This is a genomic window from Microbulbifer litoralis, from assembly GCF_023634065.1.
Lineage (GTDB): Bacteria > Pseudomonadota > Gammaproteobacteria > Pseudomonadales > Cellvibrionaceae > Microbulbifer > Microbulbifer litoralis.
Window position 1 is genome coordinate 258,356 of sequence record NZ_JALKCV010000004.1, and the last position, 26,036, is coordinate 284,391.

Here is a 26,036-nt window from a genome sequence, read left to right on the forward strand (position 1 = left end):
GCGCCACATTCATCGCGATAAAACGGTGAAAAATCGATAACGAGGAAGTCCGATGAGAGTTATCTCCCTGCTCGCCCTGTTTTTTGCCGCCACCACCACCGCCGCGGAAGACCTGCGCCTGAACGACAGGGGCTACTTTTCCAAGCCCGGCCTGGATGTCACCGTATTCGCCGATATCTACCCGGACGGCCACCAGACCGGTGTCACCGTGATCCAGCACGGCGTGCGCACCGCCGCCAACGGCGACCTGCGGCTGGAGGCGTCACCGGGCCAGTGGTCGCCGGTCCCCAAGGGCGTGGGCGAAGCGGACATCGATCGCAAGCGACAGCGGATTACACAGGCGCTCGCCTACCCGGATGAAAGCAAGGACCGCAAGGGGTTCAACCCGATCGAATACCCGGACCTGAAATTCGACTACCGCGTGGCGGTGGAGGCGCTGGACGGCGACCGCTTCAGGATCAGTGTGGACCTGGAGGAACCCCTGCCGGATGCCTGGATCGGCAAAGTGGGCTTCAACCTTGAGCTTTTCCCGGGCGAGTTGTTCGGCAAGTCCTACCTGATGGACGAGGAGGCCGGCCTCTTCCCGGTCCAGCCCAACGGACCCGTCGGCGATCACGGCGGCGACTGGCTCACCGAGCCGCTGGCGCGCGGGGACTCGCTGGTGGTGGCGCCGGAGGAAAACCTGCAGCGCATGGTGGTCCGCCGCGTCAAAGGCGGCGAGCTGGAACTCTGGGACGGCCGCGGCAACCACAACAACGGCTGGTTTATCGTGCGCGCCGCGGTGCCGGGCGGGGCGGCGGAGAACGCCATCGAATGGATTGTGGAAGCACACACGGTCGACGACTGGCAATACCAGCCGGTCATCCAGGTGTCCCAGCTCGGCTATACACCGGAACAGCCCAAACGGGCCGTGATCGAGCAGGACAGGCGCGATACCGATGCGTCCCCGGTGGAACTGCTCAGGCTCACCGAGAACGGCGCCGAGGTCGCCAGGCGCGGCGAGCCGCAACCCTGGGGCAATTTCCTGCGCTACCACTACCTGCAGTTCGATTTCTCGGATATCCGCGAGCCGGGCATGTACCAGCTGCGCTACCGCGACCGGAAATCCCGCCCCTTCCGCATCGGCGACGAGGTCTTCGCCCGGCACGCCTGGCAGCCGACGTTGGAGTACTACCTGCCGGTGCAGATGTGCCATATGCGGGTGAACGAGAAATACCGCGTCTGGCACGACAAATGCCACCACGACGACGCCCTGATGTCACCGGTCGATTACAACCACATCGACGGCTATGTTGCCGGTTCCTCCACCCTCACCGATTTCAAACCCGGCCAGCCGGTACCGGGGCTCAACCGCGGCGGTTGGCACGACGCCGGCGACTACGACCTGCGGGTGGAGTCCCAGATCGGCACCGTCTGGCTGCTGGCGATGATGGTGGAGGAATTCGGGCTCGACTACGACGCCACCACCATCGACCAGAAAAAACAGCAGGTGGAGATCCACCGCCCGGACGGCCGCAACGATGCGCTGCAGCAGATAGAACACGGCCTGCTGACGGTGCTGGGCGGATACCACAGCCTCGGTCGGCTCTACCGCGGTATCATCGTGCCTTCGATCCGCCAGTATGTGATGCTCGGCGACGCCGCTTCCCAGACCGACAACCGCGTGCAGCCACGGGGGGTGGAAACACCCGATGGCGTGCCCGCCGAGGCGCCGGCGGACTCCGACGACCGCTGGGTGTTCACCGAGCAGAATCCCGAGCGCGAGCTGGACACCGTCGCCGGCCTGGCCGCCGCCTCGCGGGTCATGCGCGACTACGACCCGCAACTGGCGTCGGAGGCCCTGGACGCCGCGGAAACCCTGTTCAGCCGCGCCTTCGGGCACACCGAGAACACCGCCGTGCGCGCCTTCGCCCTGGCCGAGCTGATCCTGGCTACCGACGACGACCGCTATAAGGAACAGCTGGTCTCGCTGCGCCGGGAGCTGGTCGCGGATATCGACAACACTGCCTGGGCCATCGGCCGCGCCCTACCCCACATCGAAGACCCGGCATTTGTGCAGGCCATCGGTGAGGCTGTCGTCGGGCAACAGAGGCGGGTACAGCAGCGGGCGCAGGCCACGCCCTACGGCGTACCCTACGAACCGCATATCTGGGGCGCCGGCTGGGGTATCCAGGAGTTCGGCGTCAAACAGTACTTCGTGCACAAGAGCTGGCCCCGGATCGCCGATCGCAATATCTACCTCAATGCACTCAATTTCGTGCTCGGCGTGCACCCGGGCAGCAACAGCAAATCCTTCGCCTCCGGCGTGGGCTCGGATTCGGCACTGGTGGCCTACGGGGTCAACCGGGCCGACTGGTCCTATATTCCCGGCGGGGTAATTTCCGGCACCGCGCTGATCCGCCCGGACCTGCCGGAACTGAAGACCTGGCCCTTTTTCTGGCAGCAGACCGAATACGTCATGGGCGGTGGCGCGACGAACTATATGTTCCTGGCGCTGGCGGCGAACGCGCTGTCAGATAGTGAGCGCTGAGAGCAATGGCAGCGGCCGCCACGCTCCCACAAGCCGGTATAAAGCGGACTCCGCCCCTCGTGCAACACCCGGGGTTGCAGTTTCTATACTGTTCAGGACAGTGAAAAATCCCCGGCGCCGTTTAGCCGCCCAGTATCAGCCAGTGCCGCAAACAGTATGATTCGAGCCTCAGCCCTGATGGGCTATTTCGACCTGGTCAATCACCTCGGCGGTGACGCAGACGCCTTGCTCGCCGAGTTCGACCTGGACCGGGCGACGACCCGCAATCCGGATGCGGTGCTGCCACTGTCGACCGTTGCCGGGCTGATCGAGGAGGGGCGTCACCAGACCGGTTGCGATGACTTCGCCCTGCGCCTGGCCGCCCGGCAGGACCTGATGGTGCTCGGTCAACTCGCGGTAATGGCGCTCAGCTGCCCCACGGTCGGCCGGGCCCTGGACAAAATCCTCGAATATATCCACTACTACAACACCAGCCTGCAGATTGATCTCGAGCGGGAGTTCGAGCCCGGCAGCGCCAGGATCGGGCTGACCCTGAAAGGCGAATTTACCAACCCGCGCTACGCCTACGAACTGGCACTGGGTACCGTCAACAACTGTGTCCGTGCCCTGTACGGGGAGAACTTCCGGCCCCGGGAGGTCCAGATGCAGTTCGATTCACCGCTTTCACAGCAGTGCTACTGGCGCTTCTTCAAGGCCCCGGTCCGCCTGGAGCAGGAGCACAATGCACTGATCCTCAGTTCCAGCCAGCTGGAAAAACCGGTCGATCCATTCAGCCCCCAGTTGCGGGAACAGATAGCCCGCAGAATCGACGATGTCGACGGCGCGTCCAGCGAGACTCTGAGCGCCGGGGTCGAGCGGATCATTCGACGGGAACTGGCGAACCAGCGCTGTACCCCCAAATCCATTGCACGGGAGCTGGGCATGGATCTCCCCGGTTTCGAAGCGCGGCTGGCTGCGGAGGGCGTGGATTTCGATGCGGTACTCGACAGGATCCGCCTGCACAGGGCCGACAGATACCTGGAGACCGAGGATATCCCGATCAGCGAAGTGGCATTGCGTCTGGGATTCCGCAACAAGGAAGAACTGGCGGCCGCCTGTCGCCGCTGGTTTGGGGTTTCGCCATTGGAGCGCCGCGACCGGTTGCAAAGGGGCCACTGATACCACCCCGCTCCCGGCGAACGCCGCGACAGCCCCCGGGGAACGATTCTTCACTAGAATTACGGTGATCATCGACACCGACCAATCAAACGCAGCAGATGGCAGATCAGAATAATTCCACGACCGGCGAAGATACCATTCCCGACCCGGTACAGGTCTTTATCGACTCGGAAAGCATCATCGCCTTCGGTATTGCCCTGGGACTCGGCCTGTTGATCGGCCTGCAGCGGGAGCGCACCACCGACCGTCTCGGTGGTATCCGCACTTTTCCTCTGATCGGAATTTTCGGTGCCCTCACCGCCCATATCGCCCAGATGCACGCTTCCGCCTGGATGTTACCGGCCGGCCTGGTCTGCATGACGGTATTGATATTGCTCGGCAACCTCGAGCGGCTGCGCGGCGACCGGGAAAGTACCGGCATCACCACGGAAGTGACCGCGCTGCTGATGTACCTGCTGGGCGCCTACCTGATCCTCGGCGAGATGACCGTCGCCGTTGCCGTCGGCGGCACCATCGCGGTGCTACTGCACCTGAAACCCAGTATGCACGCATTTGCCAAGCGCCTGTCGGAGCGGGACCTGCGCTCGATCATGCAGTTCGCGCTGATCTCGCTGATCATCCTGCCGGTGCTACCCAACCGCACCTTCGGCCCCTACGATGTCCTCAATCCGTTCAAGATCTGGCTGCTGGTAGTGCTGATTGTCGGCATCGGCCTCGGCGGGTACGGCGCCTACAAGCTGATCGGCGCCCGCGCCGGCACCCTGCTGAGCGGCCTGATCGGCGGCCTGATCTCCTCCACGGCCACCACCGTCAGCTACGCCCGCCGGGCGAAGAGTGAAGCCGCCATTGTCGACCTGGCAGCGCTGGTCATCCTGATCGCCTCCACCAGCATGTTTATCCGCATGTTCGTGGAGATATCGGTGGTCGCGCCGAGAATACTGCTGCAGCTGATGCCGCCCCTGGCGGCACTGCTGCTGGTAAGCCTGGTCGTCTGCGCCATCGGCTACCGCCACGTGGGCCAGCGGGAGAGCGAGATGCCGGAACAGAGCAACCCGGCAGAGCTGACCCCGGCGCTGATCTTCGGCGCCCTCTACGCACTGGTCATCCTCGCCATCGCCGCCGCCAAGGAGTACTTCGGCAACCGCGGTATCTATGTGGTGGCCCTGATCTCGGGCTTTACCGATGTGGACGCCATCACCCTGTCCACCGCCAATCTGGCCGGCGCCGGCCAGATCGAAACCGACACCGCCTGGCGGGCGATGGTCATCGCGACATTGACCAATATGATTTTCAAGGCGGGCGCCGCGGGGATGCTGGGCGGCCTCGCCCTGCTCAAGCGCGTGTTGCTGCTATTCTGTATCCCGTTTTCCGCCGGGCTGGCTGTGTTGATTTTCTGGCCGGGAAGCTGATACGGGAAGCTGAAGATATTGCCGCATCTCCCGCCTCCCAGAACGCTCAATGGGATATCTCTGCTGTTTCCAGCTCGTCCTCCCGCACTTCCTGCGCTGATGCGACCAGGGAATAAGTCAGCGTTTCCTGCTGGCCCTCGACGTTGCGAAGGACCTTGAATGCGGCACCGCTGCCCGGACCCAGGTCCAGCAGGCCGATATTGCAGTAGCCCTGGATGACCAGTTCGGAGTCCTCTGCAACGGGCAGGTAATGGGTTTCCTCGCGGTCCCAGCAATCTCCCCGTTCCAGCCTGTCGCTGAGACAGTAAAACCATTTGCCGCCCACCGGCACATTGCAACTCGGGCTGCTGGTCAGCTGCCACCAGTTCTGCCACCGGCCATTCACCTGTACCCCGCTCTCGCCACGCGCAAATGAATAGTGCACATCGCCGGAGAGGGTATAGATTTCAGTGAAATGATGGCGACCGATGATGTCGCGCAGGGTCCCCAGTGCATCCTCGTTCGCAATCCAGGGTTCCTTGTCGAACTTGCAGGCCAGGTCACCGCCCGTTCGCAACTGCAGCCGCTCCACCAGGTTGAAACCGAACACCGGTGTGGGAGATACCAGTACCAGGGCATTATTGCCTCTGTCGACAGTGGCGAGCTGGCATTCCATTTGCGCAAATGCCCTCTCATCCATCAGGGCGAGTCCATTCCCGGGAAAGGACCGGTGTGTGCGTGTGTCCAGTACCAGTATCGGCGGCGTGGTGGGTACGGCATAACCGAAGTACAGCCGTTCCGGCCGGGTGAAATAGGGTTCCAGCTTGTGCCAGAGATCGAATCCCAGCTGGCCATATACCTGCTGGATATTCTCCATGACCTCCACGCCGAACTGATCGGGGCAATTGCCCCAGTGCTGGAATACCGTATAGGCACTCAACGCATTGACCAGGACGTTTCTCGACAGCACACTCCCGCCGGTCATCTGCCTGAAATGCTGCTCCGTCAGGTTCCAGTCATCCGTTACATCGTGATCGTCGAAAATCATGTAGGTGGGGATATTGGCCATCAGCCTGGCGACTTGGCGGGCGCCGGTGAGGAATTGCTCGACCAGCCCGCTGTCGCGATTCCAGTTGTATTCGGCGGTACTCACCGGTTTTTCGCCGTTGTGAAGCCGGTGCCTGACCTGTCCGAAACCGGGGATATCCCGCTCCACGTTGCCGCCCCAGACCAGCAGGTACATCGCCAGGTATTCCCCATAGGTGACCAGGTGACTGGCCTTCTGGTCGCTGGTAAACCCCTGCTTCGCGCGCAGGAAATGATGGCGCTCGTCCAGCTTTCTGTCCGACGGCTTCAGCGGGCCCTTGCGCCAGCTCTCGATCACGTGCTCGCGCTTGCCCATGATCCGTTCGGCATTCCGCTCACACAGGGCCAGCAACGGCGGCGCGACGTCATCGGCGTAGATCTGGTCGCCGGTCAGGACCAGTCGGCTGGGCCGTTCGGCGCTGTCGAGGCTCCCTGCCAGCATTCGATCCACCTGTAGCAACTGGTCGGGAGCCGGGTTGCCCCCGACACTGGCGTGGGGTTTCCGGCACGAGGCCGTCACCGTCCTGCGGTGGTATTCGGGCAGGTAGAAGCCCGGGCGGCGGGCCGGGGTGTAACCCAATGGCAGTTCCCCGTCCAACAGGCCGCGGGCCGCGAGATCGGTACCATCGACAGAGATGTTGTACTGGTAGTGGCCGCAGGAGAATTCGCCACTGGCGGGAAAGGCGCGCAGCATCAGCGCATAGAGGTTTGGCGCCACCTGGTAGATGGCCTTTCGCCAGTCCCCACTCTCGCCGGCCACGCTATCGGATGCATCGTAGACCACCGCCTTGGCATCCGCCGGCATGGCGTCTAACGCGAGAAAGATATTGACCTGATCATTGGAGACATGGCGCAGGAAAGGTCCCGCGAGGATTGCAGTCATGGAAGTGATTCCTTTTTTATTTTTTTCCGGGAGATTGGAGCAGCTCCCGGGTCCCTGATACCGGCCAGTTTGCGACTTCTGTCGAGACCGGTGTGGAAAGACTATCACAGCAGTTATTCGAGCTGCAGCACGCCCCGGTTCGGTGCAAGGAAAGCGCCAGCGGCTGTAAGGCACCCGGAGCCGACCCGCGAGTCCAGCCGGCGCAAGTCGCAAAAGCACCAGATTCAGCATTTAATGCTGCAATTCTTTAATTTTTCGCCCAATAATTCCAGCCCGAAAAAGTTGCAACCATGCCACCGCAATCCCGGCATTTGACCGAAATAACGAACTTAAACCGACATTTTCCGTATTATCCCGTGTAATTGACGGCGCTTGAATCCACCGGGCAGTGCGATAATATCTTGTACGATTCACTGGCTGCCGCTTCCGGCGGGGCCAATCCGAGAACAGTCAATATTCTGCAACCGACGGCGATTCCCGCAGCACAGCGCCCGCCAAACCGACGCCTGGACCCATCGATGCGTATTTGCGCAGGCCGGATTCCCGTTGTCGCCCCGGCGTGGCCTTCCCGAAATTCCGCTGCAGATCGCCACCACCCGGAGATAATATGCGTAAATCCCTGATCGCGACCGCCATTGGCGCCAGCCTGGTACTCGCCGCCTGTTCTGACGAGGAGATGGCGGGCCAGCAACTCACTGCCACCAGCGCGGCGCAGGCAAGCAGCTCCCAGGCCATGGATACGAAAAACGCTACCAGCGACAATCCCCTGCTCAAGCCGAGCCCCCTGCAGTACGAGGCCCCGCAGTTCGACAAGGTTGGGATCGACGACTACCGCCCTGCACTGGAGGCCGGTTTCAAGGCACACCTCAAAGAGATCGATGTGATTGCCAGCAGCAGCGCGGCCCCCACCTTCGACAACACCATTGTGGCGATGGAAAAGAGCGGGCAGCTGCTGTCACGCGCCGCCGGCTTCTTTTCCAATATGACGGCCCTGATGTCGAACAAGGAAATCCAGGCTATCCAGTCGGAATTCGCCCCCAAGCTGGCAGCGCACAACGACAATATTTACCTGAATCCGGAACTCTTCGCGCGGGTTGAAAAAATCCACCGGGACAAATCCCGCCTCAACGCCGAGGACCAGCGGCTGGTCGACTTCTACTACGACAAGTTTGTCCGCGCCGGCGCCAAGCTGTCGAAGGCGGACAAGGCCCAGGTACGCGAAATCAACGGAGAGCTGGCAAAGCTGTCCACCGACTTCTCCAACAACATTCTCGGTTCGTTCAAAAACGATGTAATCCTGGTAGAGGACAAGAGCGAGCTGGAAGGCCTGTCGGATGAGCAGATTGTCTCTCTCGCCGCCGCGGCTGAAGACGCGGGCAAAGAGGGCTATATGATCACGCTGGTCAACACCACCCGCCAGCCGATCCTGTCCAGCCTGGACAACCGCGCCCTGCGCAGGAAAATCTGGGAGACCTCCGCACACCGCGCCGCGGATACCAATGGCCCGCTGCTGGTCCGCATGGCGGAGCTGCGCGCCGACAAGGCCAAGCTGCTGGGCTACCCGAACTGGGCGTCCTATGTCACCGCGGACCAGATGGCCAAGACCCCCGATGCGGTATTCGACATCCTCGATGACCTGGCTCCCAAGGCGGTCGCCAAGGCCAAAACAGAGGCCGCGGATATCCAGGCAATCATCGATAGCGAAGGCGGTGATTTCAAGCTGCAGCCCTGGGACTGGGCCTACTACGCGGAAAAAGTACGGGCCGAGAAGTACGACCTGGATGAAAGCGAGGTGAAACCCTACTTCGAGTTCAACCGCGTATTGAACGACGGCCTCTTCTACGCCATGAAACGCCTCTACGGCATCACCTTCACGCCGCGCAACGACCTGCCGGTATGGACCCCGAACGTCAAGGCCTACGAGATCTTCAACGAAGATGGCAGCTCAGTGGGCCTCTTCTACCTGGACCCCTATGCCCGCGAGGGCAAGAACGGCGGCGCCTGGATGAATGAGTTCGTGACCCAGAGTGACCTGCTGGATCGCAAGCCGGTGGTCTACAACGCGCTCAATATTCCCAAGCCGGCGGAAGGCCAGCCGACGCTGATGACCTTCGACGAAGTCAGCACCATGTTCCACGAATTCGGCCACGCCGTGCACGGCCTATTCTCGCAGGTGAAATACCCGAGCCTGGCCGGTACCGCGACCGCGCGGGACTTCGTCGAGTTCCCCTCGCAGTTCAACGAGGACTGGAATATCAACCCGGACGTGATCGCCAATTACGCCAAGCACTACCAGACCGGCGAGCCGATTCCGCAGGCACTGCTGGACAAGGTACTGAAGGCGCACAAGTTCAACCAGGGCTTCGACACCACCGAATACCTGGCGGCGGCACTGCTGGATATGGAATGGCACAGTATTCCGGCGGGCACGGAAATCGAGGACTTCAACGCGTTTGAGCAGAAGGCGCTGGCAAAACACGGGATCGATTACGCCCCGGTTCCGCCGCGTTACAAATCCGCCTACTTCAGCCACGTATTTTCCGGCGGCTACTCCTCCGGTTATTACGCCTACCTGTGGACCGAGGTCTTTGCAGCGGACGCCTTCGCCTACCTGCAGAGAGAGGGCGGCCTGACGCGCGAGAACGGCGACAGCTACCGCGAAAACATTCTCTCCAAGGGCAACAGCCAGGACCTGATGCAGGACTACATCAACTTCCGCGGCGAGAAGCCCAGCACCGATGCGTTGCTGAAGCGGCGCGGGCTGGTGAGTCAGTAAACCCGCCCCCCGCGCTCACCGATATGTGCATGAAGAGCCGGATATGAAATCCCGGACCGCACAAGGCATGGATGCCGGTTGAGAGTGTACAGGGATGTATACACAGGGTGTCCCGGGAGATGGATCCTCTTGGCTTCAGACCCGGTAGCGCACAAACTCCTTTGCAACGGCGGTCCGCCCCGACAGGGCGGACCGCCTGTCCAACCTACGTTCCCCCCGCGGCGGGGGGGAACGGGATCAGAAAGCCCGCCGGCGATAGCGGCGGTAATTCGGGGTCCAGAAATTGCGATCGATCGACCGCTCGAGCTTTTCCTCGTCCACGACCGGCGCCACGCCATCCTGCTGGGCCTGCCTGCCCACCGCCAGGGCAATGCTCTTGCTCAGCTCGCGGATTTCCGACAGCGGCGGCAATAGCGCCCCCTTGCCATTTTTTACCGCCGGCGCATTCTCGGCCAGCGACTCGGAAGCGGCCATCAGCATATTGTCGGTCACGCGGTTGGCCCCGGCGGCCACCACGCCCAGGCCCACACCCGGGAAGATATACACGTTGTTGCACTGGGCAATCGGGTAGTTCTTGCCATCCAGCTCCACCGGCGCAAAGGGGCTGCCTGTGGCTACAAGCGCCTCGCCGTTGGTCCAGCCGAGGATTTCCTGTGGCGTGGCCTCGGCGCGGGAAGTGGGGTTGGACAGCGGCATCACCAGCGGACGCGGGCAACCTTTGTGCAGGGCCTCGATCACCTCCTGGGTAAAGAGACCGCCCTGCCCCGATACGCCGATCATGATGCCGGGTTTCACTTTTTGGATCAGTTGCAGCAGGTCCCAGTCGCTGACGCCGTCGAACTTCTCCGGATCCTGCGCCAGGCGCGCCTGGAAGTCGTGCAGTCCCTTCATATCCGAAGTCACTAGGCCATAGCGGTCGAACATGAAAATCTGTTCGCGCGCCTTCTTCTCACTGAGGCCCTCGCCCACCATCGCCTTGACCACCTGCTCGGCGATACCGCAACCGGCGGACCCTGCTCCCACGACCAGCACCTTCTGCTTGCGCAGTTCTTCCCCGCGCGCCTTGCAGGCCGCCAGGATTGTGCCCAGCGCAACGGAGGCCGTGCCCTGGATGTCGTCGTTGAAGCAGCAGAGCTCGTCGCGGTAGCGCTCCAGCAGCGGCATGGCATTGGTCTGGGCGAAGTCCTCGAACTGCACCAGGACCTTGGGCCAGCGGCGCTTCACGGCGGCGATAAACCCGGCCACGAACTCGTCGTACTCTTCCTGGGAGATCCGTTCGTGGCGCCAGCCCATGTACATCGGATCGTTCAGCAGGGTGCGGTTGTTGGTGCCCACATCCAGTGTCACCGGCAGCGTATAGGCGGGGCTGATACCACCGCAGGCAGTGTAGAGCGACAGCTTGCCGATGGGAATGCCCATACCGCCGATGCCCTGGTCGCCGAGGCCGAGAATGCGTTCGCCGTCGGTGACCACGATCACCTTGACGTTTTCCTTGGTGGCACTGCGCAGGATATCGTCCATATGCTCGCGGTCCGGATAGGACACGAACAGCCCACGGTGGTTGCGGTAGATATTGGAAAACTCCTCACAGGCATCGCCGACCGTGGGGGTATAGATGATCGGCAGCATCTCCTCGATATGCTGTTCGATCAGGCGGAAGAACAGGGTTTCGTTGTCGTCCTGGATGGCGCGCAGGTAAATATGCCGCTCCAGGTCCGAGCGACACTGCTGGTACTGGTGATAGGCGCGCCGCACCTGCTCCCGGATGGTCTCGACATTGTTCGGCAGCAGGCCGACCAGGTTGAATTCGATGCGTTCCTTCAGCGTGAAGGCACTGCCCTTGTTGAGCAGCGGCATTTCCAGCAGCGACGGGCCGGCGTGAGGAATATAGAGGGGGCGTTTCTGTTTGTCAGTCATGGTTCCGCATTATCCAAACCGCAGGAGAGGGGGCGCCGGCAGCGGTCACAGCACGGTTACCGGCGGAGGCCGGAAGCCTAGCGGCTGGGCATCGCGATAACAAGAGCCCGGGCATCGTTGCGGCCGGGCTGTGCCCTCCATTCACCGCCCTCTCCCGCCCGCGGGAATCCGGGGCCCCGGGATCGATCGCACCGCCAGCAGGCCGGTTCACGGGCCCTTATTGCAGTATTCCCGCCGCAATGCTCAATAGTTGTGCAGTCAGCAGCGGCCGGAGATCTCCTCTCCGCCCCGGGAATGCGCGGGCAGGCCGACCGCCACGGCTGTCCAGAATCCCCGCCCTTATGGCCGGTCCCCTGCCCGTGTTTCCGGTGCCACACCCCGCCGGGTTACCAGCAAAGCGCGGCACCGGGTGGTAACCTTGGAATCGAGTGCAGTTCCCAGACCCGGGCCTTCGGGCCTCCCGTCGATAACAAAAAACAATTGGGAGAATGCGATGAACCTGGACAGTGCACTGGTGCCACTGCACCGGCACCCGCTCGGCTTTATCGAGGCCTTCTGCAATCTCGGCGCCCGGCAGCAGGACCTCCTCGACGGCACCGGCATATCCCCCGCCATGTTCGGAATGCAGCGGGCCTGCATCAGCTATCGCCAGCTGCAGCGACTCTTTCACAACGGTATCCACCTCTGCCCGCAGCCCGACCTGGGCCTCGCCGTGGGTATGCAGTTCGACTGGTCCTTCTGGGGGCCGGTGGGGTTCACAGTCTATTGCAGCCCCAGCCTGCGGCACGCCGGAGAAGCTTTCCGCCGCTATATGGTGACGGCACAGCCCTACTTTGCCACACACGCCGCGGAACCCAACAGTTATCTCGACGCGGACAATCGTGTGGTGGAGCCGATCGACTACACCACCGGCAGCGATGAAGAGCCGGTGCTGCGCGATTTCATCCGCGAGTTCAGGCTCGCAATCACACTGCGCATCTGGGACCTGTGCGGCAACAAATCGGTTGCCGATCCGTCGGTCCGCGTGCGCATCGCCGCGCCGTCCCCCGCCGAGTACAGCTACTACGACGCGCTGCCCTGCGACAGCCTCACTTTCGGGTGCGATAGCAACAGTATCTCCGCCCACGCCGATTATGTATTCCAACCATTCCGCCCGCTGCGCCGGCGTACCTTTGACAGCATCCTGAGACTCTGCGAGCGGGAGCTGGCCCGCGTGCCCGCCGCGGTGACTTTCGCCGACCGGGTCCGCTGGCATATCCGCGCCCACTTCCGGCCCGACCTGGACCTGAAGGCGGTGGCGGCGCAGCTGCAGCTGACCCCGCGCAGCCTCAGCCGGCGGCTGGCGCGGGAGGAGGAATCCTTTCGCGACCTGCTGCACCGGGTGCGCATGGAGATTGCCAGCCACCACCTGTGCCACTCGCAGTTGCCGGTGGAACAGGTGGCCGAAATCGCCGGCTTTTCCTGTGCCTCCAGCCTGCGGCGCGCGGTGAAAAACTGGTCCGGGCTGACTATCGGCCAGATACGGGATTCAGCAGACGCGGTCTGAACCAGCCCGACCACATTCCTGTTCAGGCTTCCAGCTTTTCAGGACAGATCCTGCGCCCGGTCCAGCTGCGACTCCGCCGCAATCCCCTCCACTTCCACCGTCAGGTGAAACACCTGCGGACAGCGCGCCTTGAGCTCCGCTTCCAATTCGTCGATCACACGCTCGGTGCGTTCCAGTGTGGCCTGGATCACCGCCCGGGTTTCGGCGTACTCGCGCACCCGCTCGTTCATGCGTTCCTCCGGCACCCGCGCCAACAGCGCGCGCTCGTGGGCGTCGATACGTGCGCGCATATCGCCAACCAGCCGCTCTTCGCGCAACTCCACCTCCGCCACCACCACCGTGTGGGTTTCGTCGACGATGATCGAGCGCACGTCGTGGAAGCGCTCTATCTCCGGGTGGGACCGGCAGATCTCCTCGAAAGCGTTTTCCGCGCGCTGGTCGCGGATGCTGGTCAGGAACCGCATATTGATCATGCCGAGGAAAATTGCCGCCACACCCAGCATCGCCGCAATGACGGCGGAAAAACCGATATCCCACAATTTATTGCCAGTCACCTGAGTCATCGCAATACCGGTAGCCGCCAGCAACACCCCGGTCACGGCAATAGTGTCCTCCAGCAATACCGCCAGCAACGTGGGGTCGTCCGACTCGCGCAGGTAGCGAAACGGATTGCGGACACCCGCCGCGCGCATACGCGAGATAAATTCCTTTCCCGCCACCATCAATACGTAGCCCTCGAGCACCAGCGCGATAAACAGCACTACCGCGGAAATCCAGATGGGCGCGATTTCCAATCCAAGGATGGAAACCGACTCCGGCCTGTCGACGATATGCAGCCGGTGCCAGGCATGCCAGGCGTGGGCCAGGCCCAGGCCGCAACCGATGGAGAAGAGCCCGATCGCACTCCAGAGGTTCCACAGGTACTTTTTCTGGCCGTGCCCGAAGGCGTAGGTCTGGTCCGCCGGCTGGCCGCCGCGGCGCAGGCCGATCAGCAGGAACACCTGGTTGAGCGTATCCATCAGGCTGTGCACAGCCTCGTTGGTCATCGCCGCCGAGTGTGTCGCCAGTGCCGCCAGCCCCTTGAGAACCGTAATGATCGCATTGACAAGAATGGCGGAGACAACCGCTTTCCTGGATCCCTGTGCCATGGCGCCCCCAACATTATTTCCGTTGAACTGTTTCCGGTCGAAGCAGCATAGCGCGAATCTGCGCGCTATTTCACGTATATCCCACAGTCGCCCGCCGCCGCTCTCGAGTTGGCGCAGTCCTGATCCCCGCCAGGCATCGATTCCCCGCGATCCTGCTATTAATTGATACACGACGGCCTTGTGTAAAACCGAGAGACAGATTGCGATGCGCGCTCCCTACCTACCCCTCCTGCTCATCCTGTTGCTGGGCGCCTGCGGCGACGGCGGCGAAGCGGCAAAAGACACGACAGAGAAGAGCGACAGTGAGGGCGGGCAGATAATCGGCGAGGAATTCGGCAGCGCCGATCCCGATCCGGAACCCGCCACCAGCGGACCCAATCCCTACTCCGCCACGGAGAGCACGGCCAGCCGCCGCGCCCGCCCCGCCAGGCGCGGCTCTGCGGACTACCCCACCAATGCCTACTTCGGCGACACGCATGTACATACCGGCTGGTCCGCAGACGCGGGCATGGATGGCGCCGTCAAGACACCGGAAGATGCCTACCGGCTGGCCATGGGCGAGGTGGTCGAGTCCAACACGGGGCTCAAGGCCCGGCTGCACCGCCCCTACGACTGGTTCATGATTACCGATCACTCCGACGGCATGGGCGTCATCAATGAGCTGGTGGCCGGCAACCCGGAGATGATGGCGGACGAAACCCTCAAACGCTGGCACGATGCCCTCGCCTCCGGTGACGAAAAAGCCGCGGCCGATGCCAAGAGCGAACTGATCGTGATGCAGTCGCAGGGCAAATTGCCCAAACTGGTCATGGACCCCAAGTGGATGAAATCCGCCTGGCAGAAAACCGTGGACGCGGCAGAGAAATACTACAAGCCCGGCGAGTTCAGCACCTTCATCGCCTTCGAGTGGACCGTCAATGCCGACGGCGGCGACAACCTGCACCGCAATGTCATTTTCCGCGATGGCGCCGACAAGACCCGCGACCTGCTTCCGCTGACCACCTTCCAGACCCAGGATCCGGAGAAACTCTGGGCCTGGATGCAGGCCTACGAGGAAAAAACCGGCGGCCGTGTGCTGGCCATCCCCCACAACGGCAACCTGTCCAACGGCCGCATGTTCGAGGAACAGCGCTTCGACGATTCGCCGATGACCGGCGAATACGCGCGGATGCGGGCAAAGTACGAGCCGCTGTTCGAGGTGACCCAGATCAAGGGTCAGAGCGAGGCCCACCCGACCCTGTCCCCGGAGGACAATTTCGCCAACTGGGATCTCTGGGACAGGGGCAACCTGATTCTCGAGCCGAAGCCCAAGGGCGCCCTGCAGTACGAGTACTGGCGCGAGGCGCTGAAAAACGGCATGCGGCTGCAGGAGGAGCTGGGCACCAACCCCTTCCAGTACGGCGCCAACGGCGGCAGTGACACCCATACCGGTCTCTCCACCACCGAGGAAGACAATTTCTTCGGCAAATTCAAGACCCTGGAGCCGAACAACCGGGAGCGCTGGAAGTTCCCACTGCTGACCGGACCCGGCGGCGAATACCTGGGCTGGGAACAGTCCGCCGCCGCGATCACCGGTGTCTGGGCCAGGGAAAATACCCGCGAGGCCATCTGGGACGCGATGATGCGCAAGGAAACCTTCGCCACCACAGGCCCGCGGATAACGCTGCGCTTCTTCGGCGGTTTCGGTTTTACAGAAGAAGATACCCAGGAAGACCTGGCCGCCGCCGGCTATCGCAAGGGCGTGCCGATGGGGGGCGCATTCAGCGGCGGGAAAAGCGGCCAGCGCGCCACCTTCCTGGTCGCAGCCATGAAGGATCCGGACGGCGCGAACCTGGACCGCATACAGATCATCAAAGGCTGGGTGGATGGCAATGGCGAAACCCACGAAAAAGTCTACAACGTCGAGTGGTCCGGCAATCGCAAAATGGATGGCATGGGCAGGATCCAGCATGTGGGCAGTACCGTCGACCGGAAAACCGCCGAGTACTCCAATGACATCGGCGCGCCGCAACTGATCGGCTATTTCAAGGACGAGGAATTCAACCCCCTGCATAAGGCCGTCTACTACGTGCGCGTGCTGGAGATCCCCACCCCCCGTTGGACGCTGTACGACAAGGTGCGACTCGGTGTCGATATGGACAGGAAGGTGCCGATGACACTGCAGGAACGCGCCTTTTCCAGCCCGATCTGGTATACGCCGCAATAGCAGTATCACTCGCCGATGTTGAACTATGCTCAAACGATTGCGTCGCCATGCCGGGCATTCTCACTTTCAACACTGCAGGTGGTGCCGCGACAAGAGATATCAAATCCAAGGATGTAAACCATGCGATTTCTATCCGCACTAGTTTTTTGCACTTTCCTGACAGCCTGTGGCGCCAGTGATGACGCCGCCGCCAGGAAGCAGGACAACCCGACAGGTAGCGAAACACCGCCGGTGGAACAATCGCAGCAAACCACCGAGGCAGTTTCCCAGCCCGGCTCACCCGAGACGCCACCGCAGACAGGCAGGGTTCCGGAAGATATTGCCGGCTCCAGGCCCAACATCCTGCTAATCGTCTCCGACGACACCGGCTACGGTGACCTGGGCCCCTACGGCGGCGGTGTCGGGCGCGGTATGCCGACGCCCAACATCGACCGCATGGCCGCCGACGGCATGACATTTTTCTCCTTCTACGCACAGCCGAGCTGCACCCCCGGGCGCGCGGCCATCCAGACAGGACGCATTCCCAATCGCAGTGGCATGACAACCGTGGCATTCCAGGGCCAGGGCGGCGGCCTGCCCAAGGCGGAGTGGACCCTGGGATCTGTTCTCAAGAAAGCGGGTTACAAAACCTACTTCACCGGCAAGTGGCACCTGGGTGAATCCGACTACGCGCTGCCCAACGCCCAGGGTTACGACGTCATGGAGCACGCCTTCCTGTATCACGCCAATGCCTACACCTACGGCGACCCGGAATGGTTCCCGGATATGGATCCAAAACTGCGGGAGATGTTCGCGAGGGTGACCAAGGGCTCGCTCTCCGGCAACGCCGGCGAAGAAGCCAAAGAGGACTGGAAGGTCAATGGCCAGTATGTCAACACGCCCGAAAAAGGGGTTGTGGGCCTGCCCTACCTGGACAGCTATATCGAACGCTCCGGCCTCAAGTTCCTCGAGGAAGCCGCCAAGAATCCCGACACGCCATTTTTTATCAATATCAATTTCATGAAGGTCCACCAGCCAAACCTGCCGGCGCCGGACTTCAAGCACAAATCCTTGTCCAAGACCAAGTACGCCGACTCCCTGGTGGAGCTGGACACCCATATCGGCAGTGTGATGAACAAGCTGCGCGAGTTGGGCCTGGACAAAAACACGCTGGTCTTTTACACCACCGACAACGGCGCCTGGCAGGATGTCTACCCGGACGCCGGCTATACGCCGCTGCGCGGCACCAAGGGAACGGTACGCGAAGGCGGCAACCGGGTACCGGCCATTGCCGTCTGGCCCGGGAAGATCGAGGGCAACGTGCGCAACCACGATATCCTCGGCGGCCTGGACCTGATGGCCACCTTTGCCACACTCGCCGGAGTGGAGCTCCCCGAGAATGATCGCGCCGGGGAACCGATTTATTTCGATAGTTACGATATGTCACCGGTACTGTTCGGCTCCGGCAAGAGCGAGCGAAATTCCTGGTTCTATTTCACCGAAAACGAATTGACCCCGGGCGCTGCGCGGGTGGGCAACTACAAGGCGGTGTTCAACCTGCGCGGCGACGACGGTGCCCAGACAGGCGGGCTGGCCGTGGACACCAACCTGGGCTGGAAGGGGCCGGAAAAATACGCGGCCATGGTGCCACAGATTTTCGATCTCTGGCAGGATCCGCAGGAACGCTACGATGTTTTCATGAACAACTACACCGAACATACCTGGACATTGGTGGTATTCAACGAGGCCATCTCCGAGTTGATGAAGACCTACGTCAAATATCCTCCGCGCAAGATGCAGGGTGAGGGTTACAATGGCCCGATTACCCTGACCGAATATCAACGCTTCAAATATATCCGGGAGTCTCTGAAGAAAGAGGGCTTCAATATCCCCATGCCGACCGGCAATTAGACCGACAACACAGAGCCCGGGCACCCAAAGCCCGGGCTTTCTCCAAAGGGTGATTCAGATATCATCGCTCCGGATAGATTACGCTCCAGTCATCCTTCATATCCACGACCACCCAGCCCTTCTTCTGCGCCGCATCCAGGGCTTTGTCGAGCCTGCCGAAGGTGGACTTGCGGTCATAGGCCCACTCCCGCTCACCGTCCGTGTGGTGCACCAGCATCCCGAAACGCGCGCCGTCGGCGCTGGTGGTCCACTCGAGCATCTGGAAATCGCCATCCGAGTTGCCCGCGGCGAATACCGGGCGCCTGCCAATATACTGGTAGATGCCCACCGGTTTACCCTCTTTGTCATCCACCAGGTTTATCTCGGGTTCCTTCACGATTGCAGGTTTCCCATCACGCATTTCATACCTGGCCTTGAGGCTGCTGCCAACCACCTGCTCCGGGGGGATTCCGTAGGTTTTCTCGGCAAACACCCGCATGAAATCCACACCGCCACCGGAGACGATAAACGTCTTGAAGCCGTTTTCACGCAGGTATTGCAACAATTCCAGCATCGGCTGGTAGACCATTTCCGTAAAAGGCCTGCCGGTCTCTGGATGCCGCGCGCTGGTCAGCCATTCCTGCACCGAAGCGGCGAACTCCTCCGATGTCATGCCCGAATGAGTGGCCGCCAGCAACTTCATCAGCCCCGGCTTGCCACTGGCCGCTGCGCCATTCAGGTCGCCTTTCAACACCGATGCAAAGGGCTCCTCGTTCTTCCATTCCGGGTGCTGGGGCGCCAGGGCCTTAACCCGATCCACCAGGTAGAACAACTGGAAATAGGCCGGCTGCTCCGACCACAGGGTGCCGTCGTTGTCGAAGGTAGCGATGCGCTTGTCCGGTGGCACATAATCGGGTGCCCCTTCTTCCGTCACCTTTTCGACGAATTCGATAATCGCCTGCCTGCTGTCACCATCCCGCCACGACGGCAGCGGGTCCGCCGCCATGGCCGGGGGTACAGCCAGGCAGCAGGCCACAAAGATCATTGCAACCAGGCCACACCGCAACTTCTCTCCAGCCATAAGCACTCTCCGGTACCCGGTTAAATTTCGCGCCTCGATTAAAACAATAGACCACCGACCGCCATTGACACGGAAAACGTCAATGGAACCACCCGGTCAGAAGAAAAAACACGACTATACTGAAAGGCTGGATTCATCGGTCGACAAAAAACCATTCGAGAATAAGGAAACGGATCTCCGGGACACCATGCCTATCGCCGCACGCCTGTTGTTAACCGCCCTGGTGTTGCTGTCCGGATGTGACAGGAGCAGTGCTCCCCCTGCCCGTGAAACCGCCGCGGCTATAACCCGGCATTCCACCGCAAGCGGCCGCCAGCGGGCCACCTATACCGGGTCGCACCAGTGTGCCGGGTGTCACAGGGCCGAGTTCGAGAGCTGGCGCGGCTCCCACCACGACCTGGCGATGCAGGAAGCGAATGGCGAAACCGTACTCGGTGATTTCAATAACAGCCGGTTCGAGCACTTCGGTATCGAGTCGCGTTTCCATACCAGGGATGGTCGCTATTTTGTACATACCGATGGCCCCGACGGCCAGATGCACGACTACCCCATTGCCTATACCTTCGGTGTGCAGCCGCTCCAGCAATACCTGGTGGAATTTCCCGGCGGCAGGCTGCAGGCCCTCAGTATCGCCTGGGACTCGCGCCCCGCCTCGGAGGGCGGCCAGCGCTGGTTTCACCTGAATCCCGAGGAGCCCGTCAGGGCCGGGGACGCGCTGCACTGGACCGGTCTCAACTACAACTGGAACTTCATGTGCGCCGACTGCCACTCCACCAACCTGCAGAAAAACTACGACCTGGCCGACAACACCTTCGATACCCGATGGTCGGAAATCAACGTCGGTTGCGAGGCCTGCCACGGCCCGGGGTCACGTCACGCCGAATGGGCCCGACAGGGAGGGCGCGGAAACGACCGGGGACTGACCGTCGATTTCAGCAAGCGCAAACGGGCATCGTGGATCATGGATACCGACACCGGTATCGCCCACCGCGAACCGGCGGGCGACCGGGCTGTGGAAATCAATACCTGCGCCCGGTGCCACTCGCGGCGCGCCACCCGCTTCCCCGACAGCGGCGCACACGGGGACTTCCTCGACAGCTTCCACCCCGCCCTGCTGAGTGAGGAGCTCTACCACGCCGACGGCCAGATTGATGGCGAGGTCTATGTCTACGGTTCCTTCCTGCAGAGCCGCATGCACGCCGCCGGCGTCACCTGCAGTGACTGCCACCAGCCACACAGCATGCAACTGCACGCCGAGGGCAATGCGCTCTGCGCCCAGTGCCACCTGCCGGCGCGGTTCGACACCGCCGGGCACCATTTCCACCCTCCGGGCAGCACAGGTGCCGAGTGCGTCAATTGCCATATGCCGGCCAAAAACTATATGCAGGTGGACGCGCGGCGCGACCACAGCTTCCGCATCCCGCGCCCGGACCTGTCGGCCAAACTGGGCACCCCCGATGCCTGCACCGGCTGTCACACCGATCGGGGGAACGCCTGGGCCGCCTCGGTACTGAAAGATCACTTTGGCGCGCCACCCGCCGGCCACTATGGCGAGGCGATCCACGCGGGTCGCACCGCGGCACCCGGCGCACCGGCGCTGCTGGCCCGACTGGTCGCCGACCGGTCACAACCGGAAATCGCGCGCGCCACGGCCGTGTCCCTGCTGGCCCGCTACCCGTCCGCCGAGAGCCTGCAGATATTGCAGGCGGTCTCCCGGGGCGATGCGTCGCTGATGAACCTGGGACTCGCCGGCGCCCTGGAATCCGTACCGCAACAGGTAAGGCCCGCCCTGGCCATTCCACTGCTATACGACCAATCCCGCGTGACGGCATCGCTGGCGGCCGGGGCCATGGCAGGGTTGCCGGTCGAGGACTACCCGCAGCAGGTAAGGCAGCGCTATGCCCAAGCTCTGGACGATTACCTGCAATCGGAACAATTCAATGCCGACCGCCCCGAATCGCTGCTCAATATCGCGCGCCAACACCTGCAGCGCGGCAACCCGCACCAGGCCGGGGTGTTTTACCGCCGGGCGCTGCAGCTGGCCCCTTACTTTACGCCCGCCTACATCAACCTTGCCGAGCTCTACCGCAACAGCGGGCGGGAACGGGAGGCCGAATCCCTGCTGCGCGACGCGCTCGGGCGCGCCGGGGACAAAAGTACGATAGAGCACGCGCTGGGGCTCTCACTGGTGCGGCAACAGCGCAAAACGGAGGCACTGGAACACCTGCGCAGGGCTGCCGAGGGTGCCGGCGACAGCAGCCGCTATATCTATGTGTATGCCATTGCCCTCAATTCCGCCGGCAAAACGGAAGCGGCGCTGGAGGTGCTGAGCGGAGCCCTGCAACGCTTCCCCGGGAATACCCGCATACTACAGGCACTGATTTCCATCCATCGCGAAGCCGGCAATACCGGGGAGAGCCGTCGCTATCGGCAACTGCTGCAGGGCCGCCAACAGGTGCGTGCCCGCCCTCCCGGTGGCTGACAGGCGCTGGTTACCCTGCAACGCCACAATCTCGCCCCCGCGTTCAGCACGTCGCCTTTCCCGGGCATGACCTACCATTAAAAGGTCATGAGTAAACTGATCCGCACCACCTCCCTGATGGGCTATATCGATCTGGTCAAAGAGCTCGGTGGCGATCCCGGGTTTTTCCTGCGCCAGCAGCTGCTCGACCCGGAAAAGGTGCGAAAACTCGAGGGAGTCATATCTCACAGCGCCATGGTCTACCTGCTGGAGGCCACCGCCAAAGCCCTCGACTGCCCGGATTTCGGCCTGAAGCTTTCCAGCCGGCAGGACCTGATGATCTTGGGACCACTGGCAGTCATCGCACTCAACTCACCAACGGTGGGGGAAGCCCTCGACCAGATAGCGAAATACATGCACTATTTCGCGCCCGGAGTCCGCGTGACGGTAGAGCGGGAGGTGGAACCGGGTCTCTCGCGAATGTCATTCGAGCAGAATATCCAGATGCAACAGAATATGGACCTGACGCTCGGTGTGGCACTCAATGCGGTGAGAATGCTGTACCGGAAAAGTTTCCGCCCGGAGAAGGTCCTGTTCAAGGGAAACCCGCCACTCAGCGACACCTGTTACCAGGAGCACTTCAGCGCCCCCATCTGCCGACACTCCAGGTACTATGCGCTGATCCTGCCAACGCAGATTCTCGATGCGCCAATCGACAAATGCGACCCGAAAATTCATGACATGCTGGAAGAATTCGTTCAGGATGCGCTGGAAAACGAGCCGCTGACGATACCCGCACAGGTGGAGAGCCTGATCGTGCAGCTTCTGCCCACCCACTGCTGTGACCTGAAGAATGTCGCCTCCCGGCTCGGCCTGCAACCGCGCACACTGCAGCGCCAGCTCGCCGGGGAATCGGAATCATTTGAACAGATGCTGGACCGCATCCGGCGACACCACGCAAACAAATACCTGGCCGAAAGCAAAATGCGAATGGCGCAGATCGCCAGCCTGCTGGGATACCGGGACCAGAGCGCTTTCAACCGTGCCTGCCGTCGCTGGTTCGACACCAATCCTGCCGGCCGTCGCAAACAATTGCTACACGCGTCATAGCCTCTCCCAACCGGGAAAATCCAGCAAAATTTTTTGCAACAACGAAGGCTAACACTAATAAAAAAGCGGTATTACCCGCCGATTTTTCGCTGTTGCAACTCTCCCCGCCTCGATCCCGTGGACAGCCAGAGACTCTGTCTATGATAAAAAAATCATGACCGCTTTTGTCAGAACCACAACCCTGATCGGATACCGTGACCTGGTCGCCCGCCTGCATGGTGACCCGGATCCGCTGCTGCTCAAATATGGTATCGATGTGGAGAAGGCCATACGACACGAGGGTGTCATACTATTGCGTGCTGAAATCCGGTTGCTGGAGGAGACCGCACGCAGGCTCGACTGCCAGGACTTCGGACTGCAGATGTCTGAATACCAGGATATGTCGGTACTCGGGCCACTGGCAGTAGCAGCCATCGAGCAACCAACCGTAGGGGAGGCACTCAGGAAAATCCTCGACTACCTGCATTTCTTCTCATCCGGTCTGGTAATGCGCCTGGATCCGGAGGTGACTCCGGACACTGCCCGGATCACATTCGACTGGACGGTAAAACTGCCCCATCGACGCCAGATAATTGAACTGACCCTGGCAGTGACACGGGATATCCTGGAAATGCTTTGCGCGGACAGCTTCCAACTGGAAGGCGTATGGCTCGAGTGTGCGACACCACTTTCACCCGATCACTACCACCAGTTCTTCGGCGCCCCGGTGCGCATCGAAAGCGGCTGCAATGGGCTGACATTCCCCAACCACCAGCTGCAACGAAAAATCGATATCGATGCCGGCCATCTCCACGATATCATTGATGAATTCGTCCGGGAGGTGGTCCGCAACGACACCGGGGGATTGAGGGCCCAGATCGAAAGCCTGGTCAACTACCTGCTGCCCACGCAGCATTGCACCCTGAAACTGATAGCGGAGAAGTTGCATCTGCACCCGCGCAGCCTGCAGCGCCGCCTGTCGAACGATTCATTGGCTTTCGAGCAACTGATCGACAAGGTGCGACGACAGTGTGCCGATGAATACCTGGCGGTAGCGGAGATGCCCATCTCCCAGGTCGCCGGCCTGGTGGGCTACAGCGACCAGAGTTCCTTCAATCGCGCCTGCCGCCGCTGGTTCGGCACAACCCCCCTGCTGCGGCGCCGGCAACTTGCCAGTGCGACTGCCATTCCGCGACAAGCCGGCTGAACCGGCGAGCGCCCAAGTCCAACAGGCTGCTAAACTGTCTGCAGATTTCCATAACGCGTGCGGCGCGGTCCTCAACCCGGGAAGCGGGCCCAGCGATGGCACGATTACCATCGGCCCATTGGGCAACCCAGCAATGCAGCAGATGAAGCTTTTCAAAACCAGGGTCTACAGTCTCTTCGCCGAAGCCGGTCATTGAATTCCCATGTCCACGACAGTCCCCTCCCCGAACAACCCAATTCCCCCGGCCAGCAACTCGCGCCTGGCGTGGGGAATCGACCGGGAAGCACAGGGCCACCCTGCGGACCAGTCCGGTTTCTACCTGTTGCAGGAGGGGCTGTCGGCATTTGTCGCGCGGGCGGTGCTGATCGAGGAAGCCGCCGTATCCCTGGACCTGAAATACTATATCTACAACGACGACACCTCCGGACGCATCATCACCGGCCTGCTGTTGCGGGCCGCGGATCGCGGTGTCCGCGTACGCCTGCTGGTGGACGATCTCGGCACCCGCGTGGTCAATCCCTGGGTCCTCACGCTGAACAACCACCCCAATATGGAAATCCGCGTGTTCAATCCGGTGGAGGGCCGCAGCGGCATTCGCCGCGGCATCGAACAGGCCCTGAACTTCGGCCGCATCAATCATCGCATGCACAACAAGTTATTGGTGGCCGACGGCCTGGCCATCCTGACCGGCGGGCGCAATATTGCCGACGGCTATTTTTCCAAGTCCGAGGTGGAATTTCTCGATGTGGACGTCATGGCCATCGGCGCGGTGGTAAGCGATGCCGCAGACACCTTTGGAAAATACTGGCAGAGCCCGGTTGCGGTGCCGGTCAGCGAATTGCTCACCGAGCCCGATGAGGATCACTCCCTTGAGCGGCTGCGCGAACTGGTGGAGAAATACCTGCAGGGCGAACGTCAGTCGGAGTTCAGTGATGCATTGAAAAAGTCCCGGCTCGCCGAAAAGCTGGGCGGCGGCCATATTCCTTTCGAATGGGGCCGCGCCACCCTGCTCGCCGATCCGCCCGAGAAGGCCACGGACCACGAGCGTGTGCCAGTGCGGAAATATCCCGGCTATCGCCTGGAAAAGATGATCGGCGAGTGCCGGCAGCGACTGCAGATCAGCAATCCCTACCTGATCCCGGGCAATCACGGTGTCCGCCTGTTCGGCCGCCTGCAGGCGCAGGGGGTGCAGGTGGACATCCTGACCAACGGACTGGCCACCAACGATGTGGCGGCGGTGCACGGCGCCTACTCCCGCTACCGGAAGCCGCTGCTGCAAGCGGGTGTACGCCTGTGGGAATTACGCCCGATGGCAGAGCAGAAACAGCGCATGCACTGGTTCAAGGGCGAATCCCGGGCCAGCCTGCACGCCAAGACATTCGTACTGGACTACAACCGGGGATTTGTCGGCTCCATCAATCTGGACAGCCGCTCGATCATTTACAATACCGAGATCGGCCTGCTGATCGAAAACCCCACCATCAACCGACAGCTGCACGAGCTGTTCCAGTCCTGGGTCGCACCGGATGCGGCCTGGCGGCTGGGGCTCGACAGCCGGGACCATATCAATTGGCACGCCGACGACGAAAACGGCGGTGCGACCGTCGATACCACGGATCCGGAGACGCGTCTCTGGCACCGGCTGCTGGCACGGCTGCTGTCGCGAATGCCAATCGAGTCGCAGATTTGAG

General features: G+C 61.8%; 15 protein-coding genes. 11 read left to right on the forward strand and 4 right to left on the reverse strand.

All coding sequences use genetic code 11. The features are described from left to right. Positions 1-52: 52 nt before the first annotated feature. From MWN76_RS08580 to MWN76_RS08590, 3 genes are all read left to right on the forward strand, one after another. Complete coding sequence (locus tag MWN76_RS08580) at positions 53-2,530, forward strand: glycoside hydrolase family 9 protein (protein ID WP_250460984.1); 2,478 nt, start codon at positions 53-55, stop codon at positions 2,528-2,530. Between the two features lie 156 nt (positions 2,531-2,686). Continuing rightward, positions 2,687-3,688 carry an AraC family transcriptional regulator gene (locus MWN76_RS08585; RefSeq protein WP_250460985.1) on the forward strand — a complete coding sequence of 334 codons (1,002 nt, stop codon included), beginning with the start codon at positions 2,687-2,689 and terminating at the stop codon, positions 3,686-3,688. Between the two features lie 98 nt (positions 3,689-3,786). Further along, positions 3,787-5,097, forward strand: a complete 1,311-nt coding sequence (locus MWN76_RS08590) for an MgtC/SapB family protein (protein ID WP_250460986.1) — start codon at positions 3,787-3,789, stop codon at positions 5,095-5,097. A gap of 46 nt (positions 5,098-5,143) precedes the next feature. On the opposite strand, the gene MWN76_RS08595 is transcribed toward MWN76_RS08590, so the two are convergent. Then, the gene (locus tag MWN76_RS08595; RefSeq protein ID WP_250460987.1) at positions 5,144-7,045 is read right to left on the reverse strand and encodes a metallophosphoesterase family protein; all 1,902 of its coding nucleotides are present in this window, start codon (positions 7,043-7,045) and stop codon (positions 5,144-5,146) included. A 607-nt stretch (positions 7,046-7,652) separates the two neighbouring features. On the opposite strand from MWN76_RS08595, the gene MWN76_RS08600 reads away from it, so the two are divergent. Continuing rightward, positions 7,653-9,821 carry a M3 family metallopeptidase gene (locus MWN76_RS08600; protein ID WP_250460988.1) on the forward strand — a complete coding sequence of 723 codons (2,169 nt, stop codon included), beginning with the start codon at positions 7,653-7,655 and terminating at the stop codon, positions 9,819-9,821. Positions 9,822-10,058: 237 nt separating this feature from the next. On the opposite strand, the gene MWN76_RS08605 is transcribed toward MWN76_RS08600, so the two are convergent. After that, positions 10,059-11,738 (reverse strand): NAD-dependent malic enzyme, encoded by a 1,680-nt coding sequence (locus MWN76_RS08605; protein WP_250460989.1) that lies wholly within the window; start codon positions 11,736-11,738, stop codon positions 10,059-10,061. 493 nt (positions 11,739-12,231) lie between these two features. On the opposite strand from MWN76_RS08605, the gene MWN76_RS08610 reads away from it, so the two are divergent. After that, the gene (locus MWN76_RS08610; protein WP_250460990.1) at positions 12,232-13,284 is read left to right on the forward strand and encodes an AraC family transcriptional regulator; all 1,053 of its coding nucleotides are present in this window, start codon (positions 12,232-12,234) and stop codon (positions 13,282-13,284) included. A gap of 38 nt (positions 13,285-13,322) precedes the next feature. On the opposite strand, the gene MWN76_RS08615 is transcribed toward MWN76_RS08610, so the two are convergent. Then, positions 13,323-14,432, reverse strand: coding sequence for a cation diffusion facilitator family transporter (locus tag MWN76_RS08615; protein WP_250460991.1), 1,110 nt, complete (start codon positions 14,430-14,432; stop codon positions 13,323-13,325). A gap of 205 nt (positions 14,433-14,637) precedes the next feature. Here MWN76_RS08615 and MWN76_RS08620 point away from each other — a divergent pair, with 205 nt between their 5' ends. Both MWN76_RS08620 and MWN76_RS08625 read left to right on the forward strand, forming a co-directional pair. Further along, the gene (locus MWN76_RS08620; RefSeq protein ID WP_250460992.1) at positions 14,638-16,638 is read left to right on the forward strand and encodes a DUF3604 domain-containing protein; all 2,001 of its coding nucleotides are present in this window, start codon (positions 14,638-14,640) and stop codon (positions 16,636-16,638) included. A gap of 120 nt (positions 16,639-16,758) precedes the next feature. After that, positions 16,759-18,528 carry an arylsulfatase gene (locus tag MWN76_RS08625; RefSeq protein ID WP_250460993.1) on the forward strand — a complete coding sequence of 590 codons (1,770 nt, stop codon included), beginning with the start codon at positions 16,759-16,761 and terminating at the stop codon, positions 18,526-18,528. A gap of 61 nt (positions 18,529-18,589) precedes the next feature. Here the strand turns inward: MWN76_RS08625 and MWN76_RS08630 are convergent, their stop codons facing one another. Continuing rightward, positions 18,590-19,588, reverse strand: coding sequence for an HAD family hydrolase (locus MWN76_RS08630; protein ID WP_250460994.1), 999 nt, complete (start codon positions 19,586-19,588; stop codon positions 18,590-18,592). 82 nt (positions 19,589-19,670) lie between these two features. On the opposite strand from MWN76_RS08630, the gene MWN76_RS08635 reads away from it, so the two are divergent. The 4 genes from MWN76_RS08635 to MWN76_RS08650 all read left to right on the forward strand — a co-directional run bounded on the left by MWN76_RS08635 (position 19,671) and on the right by MWN76_RS08650 (position 26,035). Further along, entirely contained in the window at positions 19,671-22,070 is a 2,400-nt protein-coding gene (locus MWN76_RS08635) for a tetratricopeptide repeat protein (protein ID WP_250460995.1), read from the forward strand. 87 nt (positions 22,071-22,157) lie between these two features. Continuing rightward, positions 22,158-23,159: an AraC family transcriptional regulator gene (locus tag MWN76_RS08640; RefSeq protein WP_250460996.1), complete on the forward strand. Its 1,002-nt coding sequence runs from the start codon at positions 22,158-22,160 to the stop codon at positions 23,157-23,159. 154 nt (positions 23,160-23,313) lie between these two features. Further along, the gene (locus MWN76_RS08645) at positions 23,314-24,345 is read left to right on the forward strand and encodes an AraC family transcriptional regulator (RefSeq protein WP_250460997.1); all 1,032 of its coding nucleotides are present in this window, start codon (positions 23,314-23,316) and stop codon (positions 24,343-24,345) included. 202 nt (positions 24,346-24,547) lie between these two features. After that, positions 24,548-26,035, forward strand: a complete 1,488-nt coding sequence (locus MWN76_RS08650; RefSeq protein ID WP_250460998.1) for a phospholipase D family protein — start codon at positions 24,548-24,550, stop codon at positions 26,033-26,035. The last annotated feature ends 1 nt before the right edge of the window (position 26,036 follow it).